General features: G+C 75.2%; 15 protein-coding genes and 1 riboswitch. Of the genes, 7 read left to right on the top strand and 8 right to left on the bottom strand.

The window, feature by feature from the left end; all coding sequences use genetic code 11:
• The first annotated feature begins 143 nt into the window (after nucleotides 1–143).
• Nucleotides 144–866: a ZIP family metal transporter gene (locus ACZ6EJ_RS17275; RefSeq protein ID WP_469267942.1), complete on the top strand. Its 723-nt coding sequence runs from the start codon at nucleotides 144–146 to the stop codon at nucleotides 864–866.
• A gap of 58 nt (nucleotides 867–924) precedes the next feature.
• Here ACZ6EJ_RS17275 and ACZ6EJ_RS17270 read toward each other — a convergent pair whose 3' ends face one another.
• The 7 genes from ACZ6EJ_RS17270 to ACZ6EJ_RS17240 form a co-directional block, all read right to left on the bottom strand.
• A complete protein-coding gene (locus ACZ6EJ_RS17270; RefSeq protein WP_469267941.1) occupies nucleotides 925–2,277 on the bottom strand; it encodes a cobyrinate a,c-diamide synthase in 1,353 nt (450 codons plus the stop codon).
• Nucleotides 2,271–2,879, bottom strand: coding sequence for a cob(I)yrinic acid a,c-diamide adenosyltransferase (gene cobO / locus ACZ6EJ_RS17265; protein WP_469267940.1), 609 nt, complete (start codon nucleotides 2,877–2,879; stop codon nucleotides 2,271–2,273). The genes ACZ6EJ_RS17270 and cobO overlap by 7 nt, the downstream gene beginning before the upstream one ends.
• A complete protein-coding gene (locus ACZ6EJ_RS17260) occupies nucleotides 2,879–4,921 on the bottom strand; it encodes a putative cobaltochelatase (RefSeq protein WP_469267938.1) in 2,043 nt (680 codons plus the stop codon). Before ACZ6EJ_RS17260 ends, cobO begins: the two co-directional genes overlap by 1 nt.
• Complete coding sequence (locus ACZ6EJ_RS17255) at nucleotides 4,918–6,561, bottom strand: cobyric acid synthase (protein WP_469267937.1); 1,644 nt, start codon at nucleotides 6,559–6,561, stop codon at nucleotides 4,918–4,920. The genes ACZ6EJ_RS17260 and ACZ6EJ_RS17255 overlap by 4 nt, the downstream gene beginning before the upstream one ends.
• Nucleotides 6,558–7,508, bottom strand: a complete 951-nt coding sequence (locus ACZ6EJ_RS17250) for a cobalamin biosynthesis protein (protein WP_469267936.1) — start codon at nucleotides 7,506–7,508, stop codon at nucleotides 6,558–6,560. The genes ACZ6EJ_RS17255 and ACZ6EJ_RS17250 overlap by 4 nt, the downstream gene beginning before the upstream one ends.
• Nucleotides 7,509–7,612: 104 nt before the next feature.
• Nucleotides 7,613–7,811, bottom strand: a riboswitch (cobalamin riboswitch).
• 104 nt (nucleotides 7,812–7,915) lie between these two features.
• Nucleotides 7,916–8,146, bottom strand: a complete 231-nt coding sequence (locus ACZ6EJ_RS17245; RefSeq protein WP_469267935.1) for a hypothetical protein — start codon at nucleotides 8,144–8,146, stop codon at nucleotides 7,916–7,918.
• Between the two features lie 12 nt (nucleotides 8,147–8,158).
• Nucleotides 8,159–9,424, bottom strand: coding sequence for an inorganic phosphate transporter (locus tag ACZ6EJ_RS17240; protein WP_469267934.1), 1,266 nt, complete (start codon nucleotides 9,422–9,424; stop codon nucleotides 8,159–8,161).
• Between the two features lie 364 nt (nucleotides 9,425–9,788).
• On the opposite strand from ACZ6EJ_RS17240, the gene ACZ6EJ_RS17235 reads away from it, so the two are divergent.
• The 3 genes from ACZ6EJ_RS17235 (at nucleotide 9,789) to ACZ6EJ_RS17225 (ending at nucleotide 13,175) form a co-directional block, all read left to right on the top strand.
• On the top strand, nucleotides 9,789–10,454 hold the full coding sequence (locus ACZ6EJ_RS17235; protein ID WP_469267933.1) for a class II aldolase/adducin family protein: 666 nt from the start codon (nucleotides 9,789–9,791) through the stop codon (nucleotides 10,452–10,454).
• A gap of 103 nt (nucleotides 10,455–10,557) precedes the next feature.
• The gene (locus ACZ6EJ_RS17230; protein ID WP_469267932.1) at nucleotides 10,558–11,682 is read left to right on the top strand and encodes an alpha/beta hydrolase family protein; all 1,125 of its coding nucleotides are present in this window, start codon (nucleotides 10,558–10,560) and stop codon (nucleotides 11,680–11,682) included.
• A gap of 179 nt (nucleotides 11,683–11,861) precedes the next feature.
• Entirely contained in the window at nucleotides 11,862–13,175 is a 1,314-nt protein-coding gene (locus ACZ6EJ_RS17225) for a hypothetical protein (RefSeq protein WP_469268009.1), read from the top strand.
• Between the two features lie 22 nt (nucleotides 13,176–13,197).
• Here the strand turns inward: ACZ6EJ_RS17225 and ACZ6EJ_RS17220 are convergent, their stop codons facing one another.
• Nucleotides 13,198–13,608 carry a VOC family protein gene (locus tag ACZ6EJ_RS17220; RefSeq protein ID WP_469267931.1) on the bottom strand — a complete coding sequence of 137 codons (411 nt, stop codon included), beginning with the start codon at nucleotides 13,606–13,608 and terminating at the stop codon, nucleotides 13,198–13,200.
• Between the two features lie 327 nt (nucleotides 13,609–13,935).
• Between ACZ6EJ_RS17220 and ACZ6EJ_RS17215 the strand changes: the two genes are divergently transcribed.
• The 3 genes from ACZ6EJ_RS17215 (at nucleotide 13,936) to ACZ6EJ_RS17205 (ending at nucleotide 16,996) form a co-directional block, all read left to right on the top strand.
• A complete protein-coding gene (locus ACZ6EJ_RS17215) occupies nucleotides 13,936–15,534 on the top strand; it encodes an ABC-F family ATP-binding cassette domain-containing protein (protein WP_469267930.1) in 1,599 nt (532 codons plus the stop codon).
• Between the two features lie 321 nt (nucleotides 15,535–15,855).
• Entirely contained in the window at nucleotides 15,856–16,077 is a 222-nt protein-coding gene (locus ACZ6EJ_RS17210) for a helix-turn-helix domain-containing protein (RefSeq protein ID WP_006123601.1), read from the top strand.
• A 127-nt stretch (nucleotides 16,078–16,204) separates the two neighbouring features.
• Nucleotides 16,205–16,996, top strand: a complete 792-nt coding sequence (locus ACZ6EJ_RS17205) for an enoyl-CoA hydratase/isomerase family protein (RefSeq protein WP_469267929.1) — start codon at nucleotides 16,205–16,207, stop codon at nucleotides 16,994–16,996.
• Nucleotides 16,997–17,114: the final 118 nt, after the last annotated feature.

The raw sequence follows: 17,114 nt of genomic DNA, 5'->3' as shown, positions 1-17,114 counted from the left end.
CTCTCAGGTGCTGGAAGGGAGAGCCGGGCCCGATCCGCGTACGGTCACGGGCCCGGTGGCACGGGTCGGCGGACGACCCGGTGGCGGCCGGGTAAGGGCGCCCTGGGATGCGCGTGAGGGGGGCGATCGGCTAGCAAGGCCCCATGGCGGTGTTCGTCGCGCTCGGCGCGTTCCTGATGACTCTGGCCGGCGGCTGGGTCGCGCAACGCGTCACCGACCGCCGCCACCTGGTGCTCGGCTTCGCGGGCGGCCTGATGCTCGGCGTGGTCGGCCTCGACCTCCTGCCGGAGGCGATCGAGGCCGCGGGCCGCCCCGTGTTCGGCGTGCCCGCCGCCCTGCTGCTGTTCGTCGGCGGCTTCCTGGCGGCCCATCTGGTCGAGCGGCTGCTCGCCGTACGCCAGGCGGCGCACGGGGCGAGCGGGCAGCGCGTGCCGCAGGTGGGGCTGGCGGCGGCCGCCGCGATGGTCGGCCACAGCCTGATGGACGGCATCGCGCTCGGGGCCGCGTTCCAGGTCGGCGGCGGAATGGGCGCGGCCGTCGCGCTGGCCGTGATCAGTCATGACTTCGCCGACGGATTCAACACGTACACCCTCACGAGTCTTTACGGGAACGCCCGCCGCAAGGCGCTCCTCATGCTGTTCGCGGACGCCGCGGCACCGGTCGCAGGAGCCGCGACGACGCTGCTGTTCACCCTTCCGGAGGAACTGCTCGGCTGCTATCTCGGCTTCTTCGGCGGAGCCCTGCTCTACCTGGCCGCTGCGGAGATCCTGCCCGAGGCGCACCACGCCCATCCCGCCCGCTCCACTCTTCTCTGCACCATCGGGGGCGTGGGCTTCATCTGGCTGGTCGTCGGCGTCGCGGAGTGAGCCCGCGTACGCCCAGGGCCCGAAGCGCGCCCCCTGCCGCGCCCCGGACCACCCCGGCTCACCGCGCCCGGCAGTGCTCCACGAAGCGCCGGGCCACACCGGGCGACGCGGCCCAGTGGGTGTGCAGATAGCTGGCGTGCACGCCCCGCTGGACGTACCCCTCCACCCGCCGCTCCGGCTGGTGCATCCCCCAGGCGGGCGTGGTCCCCGCCCCCGGCTCCAGCACCGTCCGGTGGAACTCGTGACCGCGCATCCGGGTCCCGGCCACCGCCAGCGCGCTGTCCGACACCGCCACCGCCGCCCGGTAGCCGAGCGTCAGGCGCTCGGACATCCGGGCCCCGGCGTCCAGCACCCCGCACATCGGCCGCCCGTCCAGCTCCCGCGCCAGGTACAGCAGCCCCGCGCACTCGGCCGCCACCGGAGCGCCGCCGAGGGCCAGTTCCGTCACCGCCCGCCGCAGCGGCTCGTTCGCCGACAGCTCGGGGGCGTACACCTCCGGGAACCCGCCGCCGATCACCAGCCCCGCCGTGCCGGCCGGAAGCTTCTCGTCCCGCAACGGGTCGAAGACCACGACCTCCGCACCGGCCGCCGCCAGCAGCTCCGCGTGCTCCGCGTACGCGAAGGTGAACGCCGCCCCGCCCGCCACGGCGACGACGGGCCGGGCCGCCCCGGCGACCGCCCCGCCCGCCGGCTCCCACGGAGCGTCCGGCAACGCGGGGGCCGACCGGGCCAGCGCCGCCAGCGCGTCCAGGTCGCACCCGGCGCGCACCCGGTCGCCCATCGCCCGCACCGCCTCCACCGCGTCGCCCTGCCGCTCGGCCACCGGGACCAGCCCGAGGTGGCGCGAGGGCGTCGCCACCTGCGGGGCCCGGCGCAGCACGCCCAGCACCGGCAGCCCCGACTCCTCCAACGCGTCCCGCAGGAGGGCCTCGTGGCGGTCGGAGGCCACCTTGTTCAGGATCACCCCGCCGATCCGCACCTCCGGGTCCCAGGAGGCGAACCCGTGCACCAGGGCCGCCACCGAACGGGACTGCGAGGAGGCGTCCACCACCAGCACCACCGGCGCCCGCAGCAACTTCGCCACCTGCGCGGTGGACGCCAGCTCGCCCTGCCCGGAGGCGCCGTCGTACAGCCCCATCACCCCCTCGACCACGGCGAGGTCGCACCCCGCCGAGCCGTGCGCGAAGAGCGGGGCGATCAGCTCCGTACCGCACATGTACGCGTCGAGGTTGCGGCCGGGGCGGCCCGTCGCCAGCGCGTGGTAGCCCGGATCGATGTAGTCCGGGCCCACCTTGTGCGGGGAGACGGCCAGCCCGCGCGCGGCGAAGGCGGCCATCAGCCCGGTGGCGACGGTGGTCTTGCCGCTGCCGGAGGCCGGGGCGGCGATGACCAGGCGGGGCACACTCACCACTCGATGCCCCTCTGCCCCTTCTGACCCGCGTCCATCGGGTGCTTGACCTTGGTCATGTCGGTCACCAGGTCGGCGGCCTCGACGAGCTTGTCGGGCGCGTTGCGTCCGGTGATCACCACGTGCTGGACGCCGGGGCGGTTCCGCATCACCTCGATCACCTCGTCGGTGTCGATCCAGCCCCAGTGCATCGGGTAGGCGAACTCGTCGAGCACGTACAGCTTGTACGTCTCGGCCGCCAGGTCGCGCTTGACCTGCTCCCAGCCCTCACGGGCCTTCTCCTCGTTGTCCGTGTTGTCGCCGTGCAGACCGCGCTGGACCCAGGACCAGCCCTCGCCCATCTTGTGCCAGGCGACGGAGCCGCCCTCGCCGCTCGCGCCCAGCACCTTCAGCGCGTTCTCCTCGCCGACCTTCCACTTCGCCGACTTGACGAACTGGAACACCCCGATCGGCCAGCCCTGGTTCCAGGCCCGCAGCGCGAGCCCGAAGGCGGCGGTCGACTTGCCCTTCCCGGCGCCCGTGTGGACGAAGAGGAGCGGGCGGTTGCGGCGCTGACGGGTGGTGAGCCCGTCGTCCGGCACCGAAATCGGCTGTCCCTGCGGCATTAAGCGGCCCTCCCGGCTGCGGTGACGTTCTTGACGAGCCCGGCGATCGAGTCGGCCCGCAGCTCGTCGAGCGTGACGGCGGCGCCTCCCAGTTCGCGGGCGAGTTCCCCGGCGAGACCGAGGCGTACGTACCCCGACTCGCAGTCCACGACGACCGAGGCCGTCCCTTCGGCGCGGTGCAGCCGTCCGGCCCGCCCCGCGAGCGCGACCGGCTCCGGGCCGCCGGTCGCCCGGCCGTCCGTCACCACGACCAGCAGCGGCCGCCGCGACGGATCGCGCAGCCGCTCCACCCGCAGCACGTCGTGGGCCTTCAGCAGCCCGGCGGCCAGCGGGGTGCGGCCCCCGGTCGGCAGCGACTCCAGACGGGCGGCCGCCGCGTCCACGGACGAGGTCGGCGGCAGCGCCACCTCGGCGTCCTTCCCCCGGAAGGTGACCAGGCCGACCTTGTCCCGCCGCTGGTAGGCGTCGAGCAGCAGCGACAGCACGGCCCCCTTGACCGCGCTCATCCGCTGCCGGGCGGCCATCGACCCGGAGGCGTCGACGACGAACAGGACGAGGTTGCCCTCGCGGCCCTCGCGGGTCGCCTGGCGCAGGTCGTCCCGGCGCACCACGAGCCCGCGCCCGGACCGCCCGCGCGCACGCTGGTGCGGGGCGGCGGCCTGCACGGTCGCGGCCAGGTGCAGCTTGGTCAGCGACCCCTGCGGGCGGCGCGACCCGGTCGTGCGGCCGTGCTCGGTGCGGGCGCGCGAGCGCCGGCCCGCCGCGCCCTCGCCGAGCCCCGGCACGCTGAGCGCCTTCGTGCGGAACGGCTCGGCGGAGGCCACCGGGCGCTGTTCGGCCCCGGCGGCCGGGCCGGGCGCGTCGGAGCCGCCCTCGGGGGCCTGCGACGGCGTGTCGCCCGCGCCGCCCTGGGGCGGCACACCACCGCCCCCACCGCCGCCGTCGTCCCCGCCGCCGTCCGGGCCGGGACCGTCGGGTTCCGGATCGGGGTCCGGATCGGGACCGGGCTCGCCGCCGTCCCCACCGCTCTCCTCGGCCGCCTCGTCCAGCGCCCGGTCGAGCCGGTCCTCGTCGAGGCCCGGCGCGTCGAAGGGGTTGCGGCGCCGCCGGTGGGGGAGGGCCAGCAGGGCCGCCCGCCGCACGTCGTCGGCGACCACCTCGTCGCGCCCCGCCCAGGCCGCCAGCGCGGTCGCCGTGCGGGCCATCACGATGTCGGCGCGCATCCCGTCCACCTCGAACGCGGCGCAGGTCGCGGCGATCTGCCGCAGCGCGCCGTCGCCCAGCACGACGCGGGGCAGCAGGGCGCGCGCGGCGGCGATCCGCTCCCGCAGCGCCCCCTCCTCGGCGGCCCAGCGCGCCGCGAAGCCCGCGGGGTCGTCGTCGTACGCCAGCCTGCGCCGCACGACCTCGACCCGCTCGTCGGTCTCACGGGACGCGGCCACCTCGACGGTCAGCCCGAAGCGGTCCAGCAACTGCGGCCGCAGCTCGCCCTCCTCCGGGTTCATCGTGCCGACGAGCAGGAACCGCGCCGCGTGGCGTACGGAGACGCCCTCGCGCTCGACGTACGAGGCGCCCATGGCCGCCGCGTCCAGCAGCAGGTCCACCAGGTGGTCGTGGAGGAGGTTGACCTCGTCCACGTAGAGGATGCCGCGATGCGCGTCGGCCAGCAGCCCCGGCTCGAACGCCTTCACGCCCTCCGCGAGCGCCCGTTCGATGTCGAGCGCCCCCACGAGGCGGTCCTCGGAGGCCCCGACCGGCAGCTCCACGGTCCGCGCGGCCCGCGACACCCCGGCGGCGCCGGCGTGCGGCCCGTCCGGGCACGCCGGGTCGGGGGCCGCCGGGTCGCACGAGAACCGGCACCCCGGCACGACGGACACCGGGGGCATGAGCGCGGCGAGGGCCCGTACGGCGGTGGACTTGGCGGTGCCCTTCTCACCCCGTACGAGCACCCCGCCGACGGCCGGGCTGACCGCGTTCAGCAGCAGCCCGAGCCGCAGGTCGTCCTGCCCGACGATCGCGGTGAAGGGATACGGCGTGCTCACATGGCCTCCTCGTTGACAAGAACTTCGGCTTCACTTCTCGGCGTCTGGGGCCGGGCGCGTCCGGGCTCCTCGGGCGGTTCCGGGACGGCGTCCCGGCCCGCCGCCCCCTCCGCGCCGCCGGGCGCCGCGGAGCTCCGCGGCGCCCCCGGAGGCACGAACGGCAGCCCCGCCGGCGCCCCGCCCTCGATCAGCCGCCACAGCGCGTCGGTGTCCGCGTGCTCCTCCACCAGGTCCCCGAGCCGGTCCAACTGCTCCTCCCGCAGGGCGGCGAAGCTGGTGTCGGGCGCGGGCACGAACCGCCGGCCCGCGGCCCGCGCCACCTCCGCCAGGAACCGCCGCCGGAACGCGTCGCTCTCCAGCGAGCCGTGCCAGTGCGTCCCCCACACCGCGCCCACCCGGCACCCGTCCAGGAACGGCTCGCCGCCCCGCACGTCGGCGACGCCGTGGTGGATCTCGTACCCCTCCACCGGCTCCCCGAGCGCCGAACCGACCGGCCGCGCCAGCGTCTTGGCCCGGTCGAAGCGGATGCGCACGGGCAGCAGCCCGAGCCCGTCCACGACGCCCGCCCGCGACTCCACCTCGTCCTCGATCCGCTCGCCGAGCACCTGGAACCCGCCGCAGATCCCCAGCACCGGGCGGCCCTGCGCCGCCCGGCGCGCCAGCGCGTCCGCGAGCCCCCGCTCCCGCAGCCAGGCCAGCGCCCGCACCGTGCCGCGCGTGCCCGGCACGACGACCAGGTCCGCGTCGGCCAGCTCCTCCGCCCGGTCGACGAACCGCACGACGACGCCCGGTTCGGCGGCCAGCGCGTCCACGTCCGTGAAGTTCGACATCAGCGGCACCGCGCAGACCGCGACCCGCAGCACGTCCTCGCCGTGCGGGGGCGCGACGACCGACTCGCGCACCGCGCCGCGCAGCGAGACCCGCAGGCCGTCCTCCTCGTCGATGCCGAGCCCGTGGGCGAACGGCAGCACCCCGTACGTCCGCCGCCCGGTCAGCTCGTACAGCATGTCCAGCCCCGGCTCCAGCAGCGAGACGTCGCCCCGGAACTTGTTCACGAGGTACCCCGCGACGAGCGCCTGGTCCTCGGCGTCCAGCAGCGCGGTCGTCCCGAAGAACGAGGCGAAGACCCCGCCCCGGTCGATGTCCCCGACCACCAGCACGGGGAAGCGGGCGGCTCGGGCGACGCCCATGTTGACGATGTCGGTGCGCCGCAGGTTGATCTCGGCCGGGCTGCCCGCACCCTCGCAGATCACCGCGTCGTACGTGGACCGCAACTGCTCCAGGCAGTCCGTGACGGTGGCGAAGAGGGCCTCCTGGCGGCCGCCGTGGTAGCCGCGGGCGCTCATCTCCCCGACCGGACGGCCCATCAGGACCACCTGGCTGGAGCGGTCGCCGCCCGGCTTGAGCAGCACCGGATTCATCAGCGCGGTCGGCTCCACACGGGCGGCCTGGGCCTGCATCGCCTGGGCCCGCCCGATCTCCGCGCCCTCGCGGGTCACGAAGGAGTTCAGGGACATGTTCTGCGCCTTGAACGGCGCGACGTTCACGCCCCGGCGCACCAGCCACCGGCAGATGCCCGCCGTGACGACGCTCTTGCCCGCGTCCGACGTCGTACCCGCGACCAGCAGTCCGCCGCTCATCCCCGCCCCCGCTTCCGTCCCGCGATCAGCCGGCCCGCCACGCACACGCCGAGGGCCAGCGCACTCACCCGGCGCGACAGCCGCACCGCGCGTTCGATGTCCGTACTCCGCACGGCCCGTCCGGCCGCCCCGTTCAGCACCGGACGGTGCTCGACGCGCCCGGCGTACGCCAGCGTCCCGCCCAGCCGTACGCCGAGCGCCCCGGCGAAGGCGGCCTCCACCGGTCCGGCGTTCGGGCTCGGATGGCGTCCCGCGTCCGCCCGCCAGGCCCGTAGCGCCTCCGTGGGCCGCCCGCCCGCCACCACGGCCAGCGCGGCCGTCAACCGGGCGCCGGGCCACCCCGCGACGTCGTCCAGGCGGGCCGAGGCCCAGCCGTAGCGGAGGTGGCGGGGCGAGCGGTGGCCGACCATCGCGTCGAGCGTGTTCACCGCCCGGAACGCCACGAACCCCGGCACACCGCCGACCGCCCCCCACACCAGCGCGCCGACGACGGCGTCCGAGGTGTTCTCGGCGACGGACTCCACGACGGCGCGGGCGATCTGCGGAGCGTCCAGCGCGTGCGGGTCGCGCCCGCACAGGTGCGGCAGCCGCTCGCGGGCCGCCGCCAGGTCCCCGGCGGCCAGCGCGTCGCCGACGGCACGGGCCTCCCGGCCCAGCGAGGCGCCGCCGACGACCGACCAGGCGGTGACGGCGGTCAGCCCCAGAGCGAGCGCGGGGCGGTCGCGGACCGCACGGGCGGCCAGCGCGGCGGCCCCCGCGGCGCCGCCGGCGCAGACGAGGGCGTGCAGGGCGCCCCGGCCCCGGTCGTCGGCCCAGAGCAGGGATTCGGCCCGCGCGGCGGCCCGGCCGAAACCGGCGACGGGGTGGCCCCGGCGGGGGTCGCCGAACAGGGCGTCGGCGATCAGCCCGGCCGTGGCGCCGTACGCGAAGAGGCGATCGGCACGCACGGCTCAGCCCGTCGTGGATCGGGGCGTTCCGGCGGGAGGGGACACGGGGGGCGGTGCGCTGCGGCCGGGCATGGCGTAGGTCCTTAACTCAGGGTCCGCGCCCTGGTTCGACGTGACGGCGACCAGAGTCTCCTGGCTCCCGAATCCGCAGTTCCCCCGGCCTTCCAACCCGTGCTCGACGGGCCGTGGCGTCCGGATGGGGGAGTGCTCCTCGGTGACAGTGGCGGGACCGCGCCGGATTCGCACCGGCTTCCTCTGTTGTCGCCGTGAATGGCTCCGGCAGTCCACCACGCTGCGAGAACACCCGTCAACTTGCTGTTGACCTACGGGCGGGCACTGTGCGCGGACGCACATCGGGTCGGACGCGCCGAGGCGCGCCCGACCCGAGGAGGCGGGGGGGGGGGGCGTCAGGCGACGATCAGCGAGATCCCGTACACGACCGCCGCCGCGCACAGCGCGAAGCAGGCGTACGCGCCGACGCGCGCCGGCGTGGCCGACCGGCCGGCGCCGGTGCTTCCGGCCGGGGCGGACCGCTGGGAGAGCCCGACGATGCCGAGGGTGAAGAGGCCGACCAGCGCGACGGTGACCACGAGGCTGACGCCGAAGACGGAGGCGAGTGCTGCCCAGTCGATTTTCATGCGGATCTGTCCTTACACCGTGGCCGGCGGACGCGCCGGGCCGTCCGGCGTCGTGCTCGGGGCCGGGAGGGCGGTCATCATGGGTTCGGAGACGGGAGCGCCCGCGGGCGGCGGCGCGACCGCGGCCATGGCGGTGGTGACGACGCCCTGCGGCTCGGCGTCCCCGGCCGCGTCGTTGACGTTGGTGTGGTCGACCGGCTTGCGGCGCGAGGCCAGCCAGATGGCGCCGGAGCCCGCGACGAGGAGGGCCGCCGTGACGGTGATGCCCCAGGGGCCCTGCTTGGTCAGGAACTCGGCGCCCGCGCCGACCAGGCCCGCCGCCGGCAGCGTCAGCCCCCAGGCGACGAACATCCGGGTGGCGGTGGACCAGCGGACCACGCCCCCCTTGCGGCCCAGGCCCGCGCCCATCACGGCGCCGGAGCAGGACTGGGTGGTGGAGAGCGAGAAGCCCAGGTGCGAGGAGGCCAGGATGACGGTCGCCGCGCTGGTCTGGGCGGCGAAGCCCTGCGGCGGCTTCAGGTCGGTCAGGCCGCTGCCCATGGTGCGGATGATGCGCCAGCCGCCCAGGTAGGTGCCCAGCGCGATGGCGACGCCGGCGGAGACGATGACCCACATCGGCGGGTTGGAGCCGGGGGCGAGGACGCCGCCGGTGACCAGGGCCAGGGTGATGATGCCCATCGTCTTCTGGGCGTCGTTGGTGCCGTGGGCGAGCGAGACGAGGCCGGCGGAGGCGATCTGCCCGGCCCGGTAGCCCTTGGCCGTGGACGCGAGCTGGTTCTCGTCGGTGACGTTCCGGTTGATGCGGTACGTCAGCTTCGTGGCCAGCATCGCGGCGAGACCGGCCACCAGCGGGGCGGCGATCGCCGGGAGGAGCACCTTGGTGACGACGGTGCCGCCGTTGATCGAGGACCAGCCGGCCGACATGACCGCCGCGCCGATCAGACCGCCGAACAGGGCGTGGGACGAACTGGAGGGGAGCCCGACCAGCCAGGTCAGCAGGTTCCACAGGATCGCGCCGACGAGCGCCGCGAAGATGACCTCGGTTCTGAGGCCGTCCTCGTCGACGATCCCGCCGGAGATCGTCCTGGCGACCTCCACCGACAGGAACGCGCCGATCAGGTTGAGGACGGCGGACATGGCCACCGCCGTCTTGGGCTTCAGGGCGCCGGTCGAGATGGTGGTGGCCATCGCGTTGGCGGTGTCGTGGAAACCGTTCGTGAAATCGAACACGAGAGCTGTCGCGATCACGATCGCGAGCAGCAGCGTGATGTGTTCCATTTACCCAGGCAATCGTTCGACGTCAGTGGCTCGTGGACCGTAGGCAACCTGAATGAACGGAAGATGAACTGGGCGGGGCTTCATGGTGATCCGAAACGGGGCCCGGATATTCCGCTTCGGGGCGGGAAGGGGAAGGAGGGCCGGTGGGGCGGGGGGCGAGGCGCTCGCCGGTCCCCGGTGGACCACTGTTTTCGGGCGGGTGTTCTTCACTCGAAAGAGACCCTTGTCATGCCGGAACCGGCGTTCCGGTTACCGTCCGCCGCCGCCCCGGCCCGCCCCCGACGCACACCCGCCGCGCCGCTCCCGCCCCCTCCGCCGCCGGCCCCGCCCCGACCCCTTCCGGGGCCGCGCCTACGCTCTCCGCATGAGCGCGAGCGAACACCCACGGGACGCGATCGAACAGACCTGGCGGGACGTCGTCGGGACGGCCCGCCGGAGCGCCGCCGACGGCCTGGTCGTCGGCGCCTCGGGCAACGTGTCGGCCCGCGTCGGCGACCTCGTCCTCGTCACGCCCAGCGGGGTGCCCTACGACCGGCTCGGCCCCCGCGACGCGGTCGGCGTCGACCTGGAGGGCCGCCGGGTCCTCGGAGACCTCGCGCCGACCAGCGAACTCCCCCTCCATCTGGCGATCTACCGCCACACCGGCGCCGCGGCCGTCGTCCACACCCACGCGGTGCACGCCACCGCCGTCTCCACGCTCCTGCCCGAGGTGCCGCTCGTCCACTACGCGGCGGCCCTGCTCGGCGGCCCCGTCCGGACCGCCGCCTACGCCCGCTACGGCAGCCAGGAGCTGGCGGACGCCATGCTCGCCGCCCTGCGCGACCGCACCGGCTGCCTGCTGGCCAACCACGGCACCGTCACCTACGGCGACACCCTCGACCAGGCGTACGAGCGCACCGCCCAACTGGAGTGGCTGTGCCGGCTCTGGCTCGTCGCCGCCTCCGTGCCCGGCCGCACCCCGGCCCTCCTCACCGCCGCCCAGCTCGACGAGGTGGCCGAAGCGCTCAAGGGGTACGGCCAACCCGGCTGACGCGGCGGCGCCCGACCGCCGCCCGAGCCGTTCCCCGCGCCCGCGCCCCCCCGGACGGCCCCGCCCGCTGGCACCGCGCCGCGCGCCCCACGACACTGGAGCCGTGCGCCCGGCAACCGCGACGGCAACGGCCGTCACCACGATCCTCGGCGCCGGTGCGGCAGCGGTCGCGGCCGGCCGGTACGCCGGCGACGCCGCCCTCAAGGCCGCGTCCACCCGGCCCCTCCCGGCCGACCGCCGACTCACCGTGCACGCCGCGGCGGCCGGGCAGGTCGCGCTGACCCGCTCCTTCTCCGCGCTCCGGCCCGGCACGTACGGGCTGACCGGGCCGGGGGTCCACGCGGTGGTCGGACCGGTCCTCGCGGGAGCCGGCGCCGCCGACACCGTCGTACGCCGGCTGGAACGGGTCGGCCGCGGCGTCCTCGAACCGGGCGCGCGGGTCAGGCTCACGCCCGAGCTGTACAGCGAGGACCCGCTCGGCGACCTCGGGCTGGAGTACCGCGAGGTGGAGATTCCCGGCGAGCTGGGGACCCTGCCCGCCTGGTTCGTGCCCGGCGCCCGCGACATCTGGGTCATCACCCTGCACGGCCTGGGCACCACGCGGGCGCACCCCATGAACCTGATGGGCTTCCTGCGCGGACAGGGCTTCCCGGTGCTCGACCTCGCCTACCGGGGCGACGCCGGCGCCCCCCGCCCCGCCGAGGGCCTCGGCCACTTCGGGGCCTCCGAGTGGCGCGACCTGGACGCCGCCGTCCGCCACGCCCTGCGCCACGGGGCCGCGAGCGTGATCGTGCACGGCTGGTCCACCGGCGCGACGATGGCGCTGCACGCGGCGGTCGAATCCCCGCTCCGCGACCGGATCAGCGGCCTCGTCCTCGACTCCCCGGTGCTGGACTGGCCCGTCACCCTGCGCGCCCTGGCCGTCGCCCGCGGCGTCCCGGCCGCCCTGCTGCCGCTGGCCGTCCGCGCCGCCCAGGGCAGGACCGGCCTGAGCCCCCGGCCGTTCCTCCAGACGCCCGCGCCCGCCGCCCTGCGCACCCCGACCCTGATCCTGCACGGACCGGACGACGCCGTCGCCCCCTGGGGCCCCTCCCGCGCACTCGCCGCCCGCCGCCCCGGCCTGGTCACCCTCCACCCCGTGGCCCACGCCCCCCACGCGGCGATGTGGAACGCCGACCCGGCCTGCTACGAGGAGACGGTGCGGCGGTTCCTCACGCCCCTGATGTGAGCCGGGCCGGGAGGGTTCCGGCCGAGGCCGCCGGGGCCCTCCCGCGTACCGGTGAAACGGCTTCCGTTTGGGCTTTCGGGCCGTCAGGGGCAAGACTGCTCCTCGTGACGTCCCGTACCCCGCGCGACTCCAGACTGCGACTTGTCCGCCCGCGACCCCTCGCCACCGCCCGCAAGGCGGTGACCACCCGGCGCACCAGGCCCGCCCCGCGGCCGCCCGAGGGCACCCCGCCCCGGACGGAACTGGCCCGCCAGGCCAGGGCGGTCCTCGCCGACGCCGTACGCATCGCCCACTGGGCCGCCGGCGTCGCGGGACCAGGCGGCGGGGACCCGGCCGCCGTCCACGACACCGAGCGCGCGGCGGCCGCCCTGGAGCTCTCCCCGGCGCAGGTGCGCGCGGGCTGGGACCGGGCCCGGCTGGCCGGGCTCATCGAACTGCACGGCGGCACCGCCCGCCCCGGCTGGCGGCTGCGGGCCTGGGACCGGGACGACTCCGCCGTGCTCCGCGGCTGGGTGGCGCTGTTCGACGCCTGGTCGCTCGTCCACCGCGCCCCCGAGGGCATCGAGGCGGGGGCGGTCGCCGAGGCCGTGGAGGCCGTGCCCCAGGTGCTCTCCCTCCTCCAGCTCTCCGCGGGCCCCGTGACCGTCCCCGCCCTCCTGGACCTCCTCGGCCAGCGCATCGCCGAACTCCAGGAGGAGCGCTGCGAAGTGCCCCTCGAACCCGGCCGCACGGCCGCCCCGGCCCAGGCCCCCGACCCGGCCCGCGCCGCCGGCCTCAACGCCCTGCTGCTCGACTGGGCCCTGGAGGGGCTCGCCTCCGTCGGCGCGCTGACCCTCGGCGACGGCCACGCCACCCTCACCCCCCTCGGCAACTGGGCGGTCTGGGTCAAGCTGGAGCAGATCTGCGTCGCCGCCCAGAGCCCCGCCGGGAACATCGAGCGGTCCGCCGGCGACATGCTCCTCGGCTGCGCCCGGCTCACCCCCGGCCCGGCCCGCGACGAGTACCGGGCCTGGCTCGCCGCCCGCACGGTCGGCAGCGCCGTCGCCGAGTTGCTGGCCGTCGCCCGCGGCGAGGACGCCCTGCTGCGCGGACTGGCCTTCGAGGCGCTCCGGGTCGTCGGCGCCCCCGCCGAGCCCGAGGTCCGCGCCGTGCTCGCCGAACCCTCGCTCCGCCCGTACGCGCTGCTCTGGCTCGCCGAGTACGAGGGCAAGGACCCCGACGACGCGCAGGACGTCCTCAGCCGGGAGGAGGCCACCTGGCTCTGGGTCGACACCGCCGCCGCCGTCGCCGACCACGGCGAGACCGGGCTGCTGGTGCGCCACCTCGACTCCGCCGTCCAGGGCACCGTCCCGGCCCTCCTCGACGAGGTCCGGGCCGTCGGCCACCCGCGCACCGTCCAGGTCCTGGTCGCCCTGGCCGCCGCCCACCCTGACCCGGCCCTGGCGAAAGCGGTCAGACGGGCCGCCTTCCAGGTCCACACCGGCGGCTCCTGAGCCGCCCGCGGCCGGGGTCCGCTCAGCCGGACCCCGGCGCGTACGTCCCGAAGCTCCACACGTTGCCCTCCGGGTCGCGCGCCGTGTAGTCGCGGGAGCCGTAGTCCTGGTCGGTGGGCGGCATCAGGATCTCCACGCCGAACTCCACCGCGCGGGCGTAGTGCTCGTCCACCTCGTCCACCACCACGTAGACCCCGGCCGGACCCGCGCCCGCCATCGCCCGCGCGAACACGCCGCCGCGCCCCGCGGAGCCCAGCATCACCCTGCCGTTGCCGCAGGACAGCTCGGCGTGGAGCACCTGGCCGTCCTCCCCCTCGTAGACGGCTTCCTCGGTGAAGCCCAGCCCCCGCGTCAGCGTCCTGATCGCCGCCCGCGCGTCCTCGTACAGGATCGCCGGGTAGACCGTGGGGACCCCGCTCGCCGTGCCCGACATCGCACTCACCTCGTCCGACCTCCCGTCCGCCGGTCGCCGGCGGACGGTCCGATGTGACCTGTCTCTCAGTCTGGCACCGGTCACGGACAACGCCCTCCCGCGACGGGTGTGCGCGGCTCAGGGGCCCTGTGACCCCGCGCGGAGCTCGGACGGCGCAGCGCCGCCGCGCCCCGGACGGCGGGCGTCCGCCGCCGCGGGCGCGCGGAAAAGCAGTTGCGCACCGCCAGTAGAATGGGCCGTATGGCCATTCTCCTTGCGCATTAGCGGCGTCGAGAGACCCCTCCGCCCTCGTCCCTCCGCCGTCCACCCTGCCCTGGAGCCCCACCCGTGATCACCGCCTCCGGCATCGAGCTGCGCGCCGGCGCCCGCATCCTCATCGAGTCCGCCTCCTTCCGCATCGCCAAGGGCGACCGCATCGGCCTGGTCGGCCGCAACGGAGCGGGCAAGACCACCCTCACCAAGTGCCTCGCGGGCGAGGGCGCCCCCGCGGGCGGCACCATCACCCGCTCCGGCGAGGTCGGCTACCTCCCGCAGGACCCCCGCACCGGCGACCTCGACGTCCTCGCCCGCGACCGCGTCCTCTCCGCCCGCGGCCTCGACGAGATCCTGCGCAAGATGCACGAGAACGAGGAGCGGATGGCGAACGGCAAGGGCGCCACCCGCGAGAAGGCGATGAAGAAGTACGAGCGCCTGGAGACGGAGTTCCTCACCAGGGGCGGATACGCCGCCGAGGCCGAGGCCGCCACCATCGCCGCCGCGCTCAACCTGCCCGACCGGGTCCTCGGCCAGCCCCTGCACACCCTCTCCGGCGGGCAGCGCCGCCGCGTGGAGCTGGCCCGGATCCTCTTCTCCGACGCCGACACCCTCCTCCTGGACGAGCCGACCAACCACCTCGACGCCGACTCCATCGTCTGGCTGCGCGACTACCTCAAGTCCTACCGGGGCGGCTTCGTCGTGATCTCCCACGACGTCGACCTGGTCGAGACGGTGGTCAACAAGGTCTTCTACCTCGACGCCAACCGCTCGCAGATCGACATCTACAACATGGGCTGGAAGCTCTACCAGCAGCAGCGCGAGGCCGACGAGAAGCGCCGCAAGCGCGAGCGCCAGAACGCCGAGAAGAAGGCCGCCGCCCTCAACTCGCAGGCCGACAAGATGCGCGCCAAGGCGACCAAGACCGTCGCCGCCCAGAACATGGCCAAGCGCGCCGACCGGCTGCTGTCCGGCCTGGAGGCCGTACGGGTCTCCGACAAGGTCGCCAAGCTCCGCTTCCCCGAGCCCGCGCCCTGCGGCAAGACCCCGCTGATGGCGGAGGGCCTGTCCAAGTCGTACGGGTCGCTGGAGATCTTCACCGACGTGGACCTCGCCATCGACAAGGGCTCCCGCGTCGTCATCCTCGGACTCAACGGCGCGGGCAAGACCACGCTGCTGCGCCTGCTCGGCGGCGCGGAGAAGCCCGACACCGGCCGGATCATCGAAGGCCACGGGCTCAAGCTCGGCTACTACGCCCAGGAGCACGAGACGCTCGACCCCGAGCGCACCGTCCTGGAGAACATGCGCTCCGCCGCCCCCGACCTCGACCTCGTCGAGGTCCGCAAGACGCTCGGCTCCTTCCTCTTCTCCGGCGACGACGTCGACAAGCCGGCCGGCGTGCTCTCCGGCGGCGAGAAGACCCGGCTCGCCCTCGCCACCCTGGTCGTCTCCTCGGCCAACGTGCTGCTGCTCGACGAGCCGACGAACAACCTCGACCCGGCCAGCCGCGAGGAGATCCTCGGCGCGCTGCGCACCTACAAGGGCGCGGTCGTCCTCGTCACCCACGACGAGGGTGCGGTCGAGGCCCTCCAGCCGGAGCGGATCATCCTGCTCCCGGACGGCGTCGAGGACCTCTGGGGAGCGGACTACCGCGACCTCGTCGCCCTGGCCTGACCCCCCTCGGATGGATCATTCGGCCTACGCGCGCTCCGTCATCTGTGTGAGGGCGTCTCGTACTCCGGTCGTGCGCCCGGCGCTCGCCGGTTTCGCGCCCCCTTCCGGGCCGCTCCGCGCCGTACGGCTCTGACCTGCTGGTTCTTCCGCCGGTCCGGACCGTCCGCCGCCGCGCTTCCCTCGGAACGGGCCGCTCCGAGGGTGTCCACGTGTTCCCCGGCCGCGAATCCGCCCGCGCCGACCTTGCCGAATGGGTGGCCAGGAGGCGTGCGAGGGGTGATCATGAGAGCTCCAGAGCGCACTTCCCATGAGGAGGCACGGGTGGCCGAGACTCTGAAGAAGGGCAGCCGGGTGACCGGCGCCGCGCGTGACAAGCTCGCGGCAGACCTGAAGAAGAAGTACGACTCCGGTGCGAGCATCCGGGCGCTGGCCGAGGAAACCGGCCGCTCCTACGGGTTCGTCCACCGGATGCTCAGTGAGTCCGGCGTGACGCTGCGGGGACGCGGCGGCGCGACACGGGGCAAGAAGGCCGCTTCCGCCTGAGGCGTCCGAGCCCTCCCGGCTCATCGGGATACGGGGTGACCACCCGGCCGACCGCAGGGCCGTCCGGGTGGTTACTGTTCAGTCACTCAGTTCCGTGTGCTGACCGCACCCCGATCCGGAGGGGCCCATGACCTCGCTCGACCCTGTGCTCGACCAGGACGGCGTACGGCTCACCGTCGACGACGCCGTCGCCACGGTGACGCTCTCCAACCCGGCCAAGCGCAACGCCCAGTCTCCCGCTCTGTGGCGGGCGTTGACGGAGGCCGGACGGGCGCTCCCCGGCAGCGTGCGGGTCGTGGTGCTCCGCGGTGAGGGCGTGTCCTTCTCCGCGGGCCTCGACCGGCAGGCGTTCACGCCCGAGGGGTTCGACGGCGAGCCGTCGTTCCTCGAGATGGCGCGCGGCCCCGAGGCGGAGCTGGACGCGACCATCGCCGCGTACCAGGAGGCGTTCACCTGGTGGCGGCGGAACGACATCGTGTCGATCGCGGCGGTCCAGGGCCACGCCATCGGCGCCGGATTCCAGCTCGCGCTCGCCTGCGACCTGCGGATCGCCGCCGAGGACGTGCGGTTCGCCATGCGCGAGACGAGCCTCGGCCTCGTCCCCGACCTCACGGGCACCCACCCGCTCGTGCACCTCGTGGGCTACGCCCGCGCGCTCGAGATCTGCGCCACCGGCCGCTTCGTGCACGCGGAGGAGGCCGAGCGCACCGGGCTCGTCAACCTCGTCGTCCCCGCCGACCAGCTCGACGCCGCGACCCGCGACCTGGCCGCCGCGCTGCTGGCCGCCCCGCGCGACGCCGTCGTCGAGACCAAGGCCCTCCTCGGCGGTGCGCTCACGCGTACGTACGAGGAGCAGCGCGTCGCCGAGCGCGCCGCCCAGGGCCGCAGGCTGCGCGACCTGGCGGGCCTCGCCGACTGACGCACCGGCTGAGGGGGGGGGGGGGGGGGGGGGGGGGGGGGAGGGGGGGGGGGGGGGGGGGGGGGGTAGAGCACCCAGCGAAACGCGACCACAAAAAATACCGGCAGAGGGTAGGAGC

This window comes from Streptomyces sp. NPDC041970, from assembly GCF_055588985.1.
The sequence above is the reverse complement of the archived record's forward strand: the minus strand, read 5'-3'. Positions and strand labels throughout refer to the sequence as shown.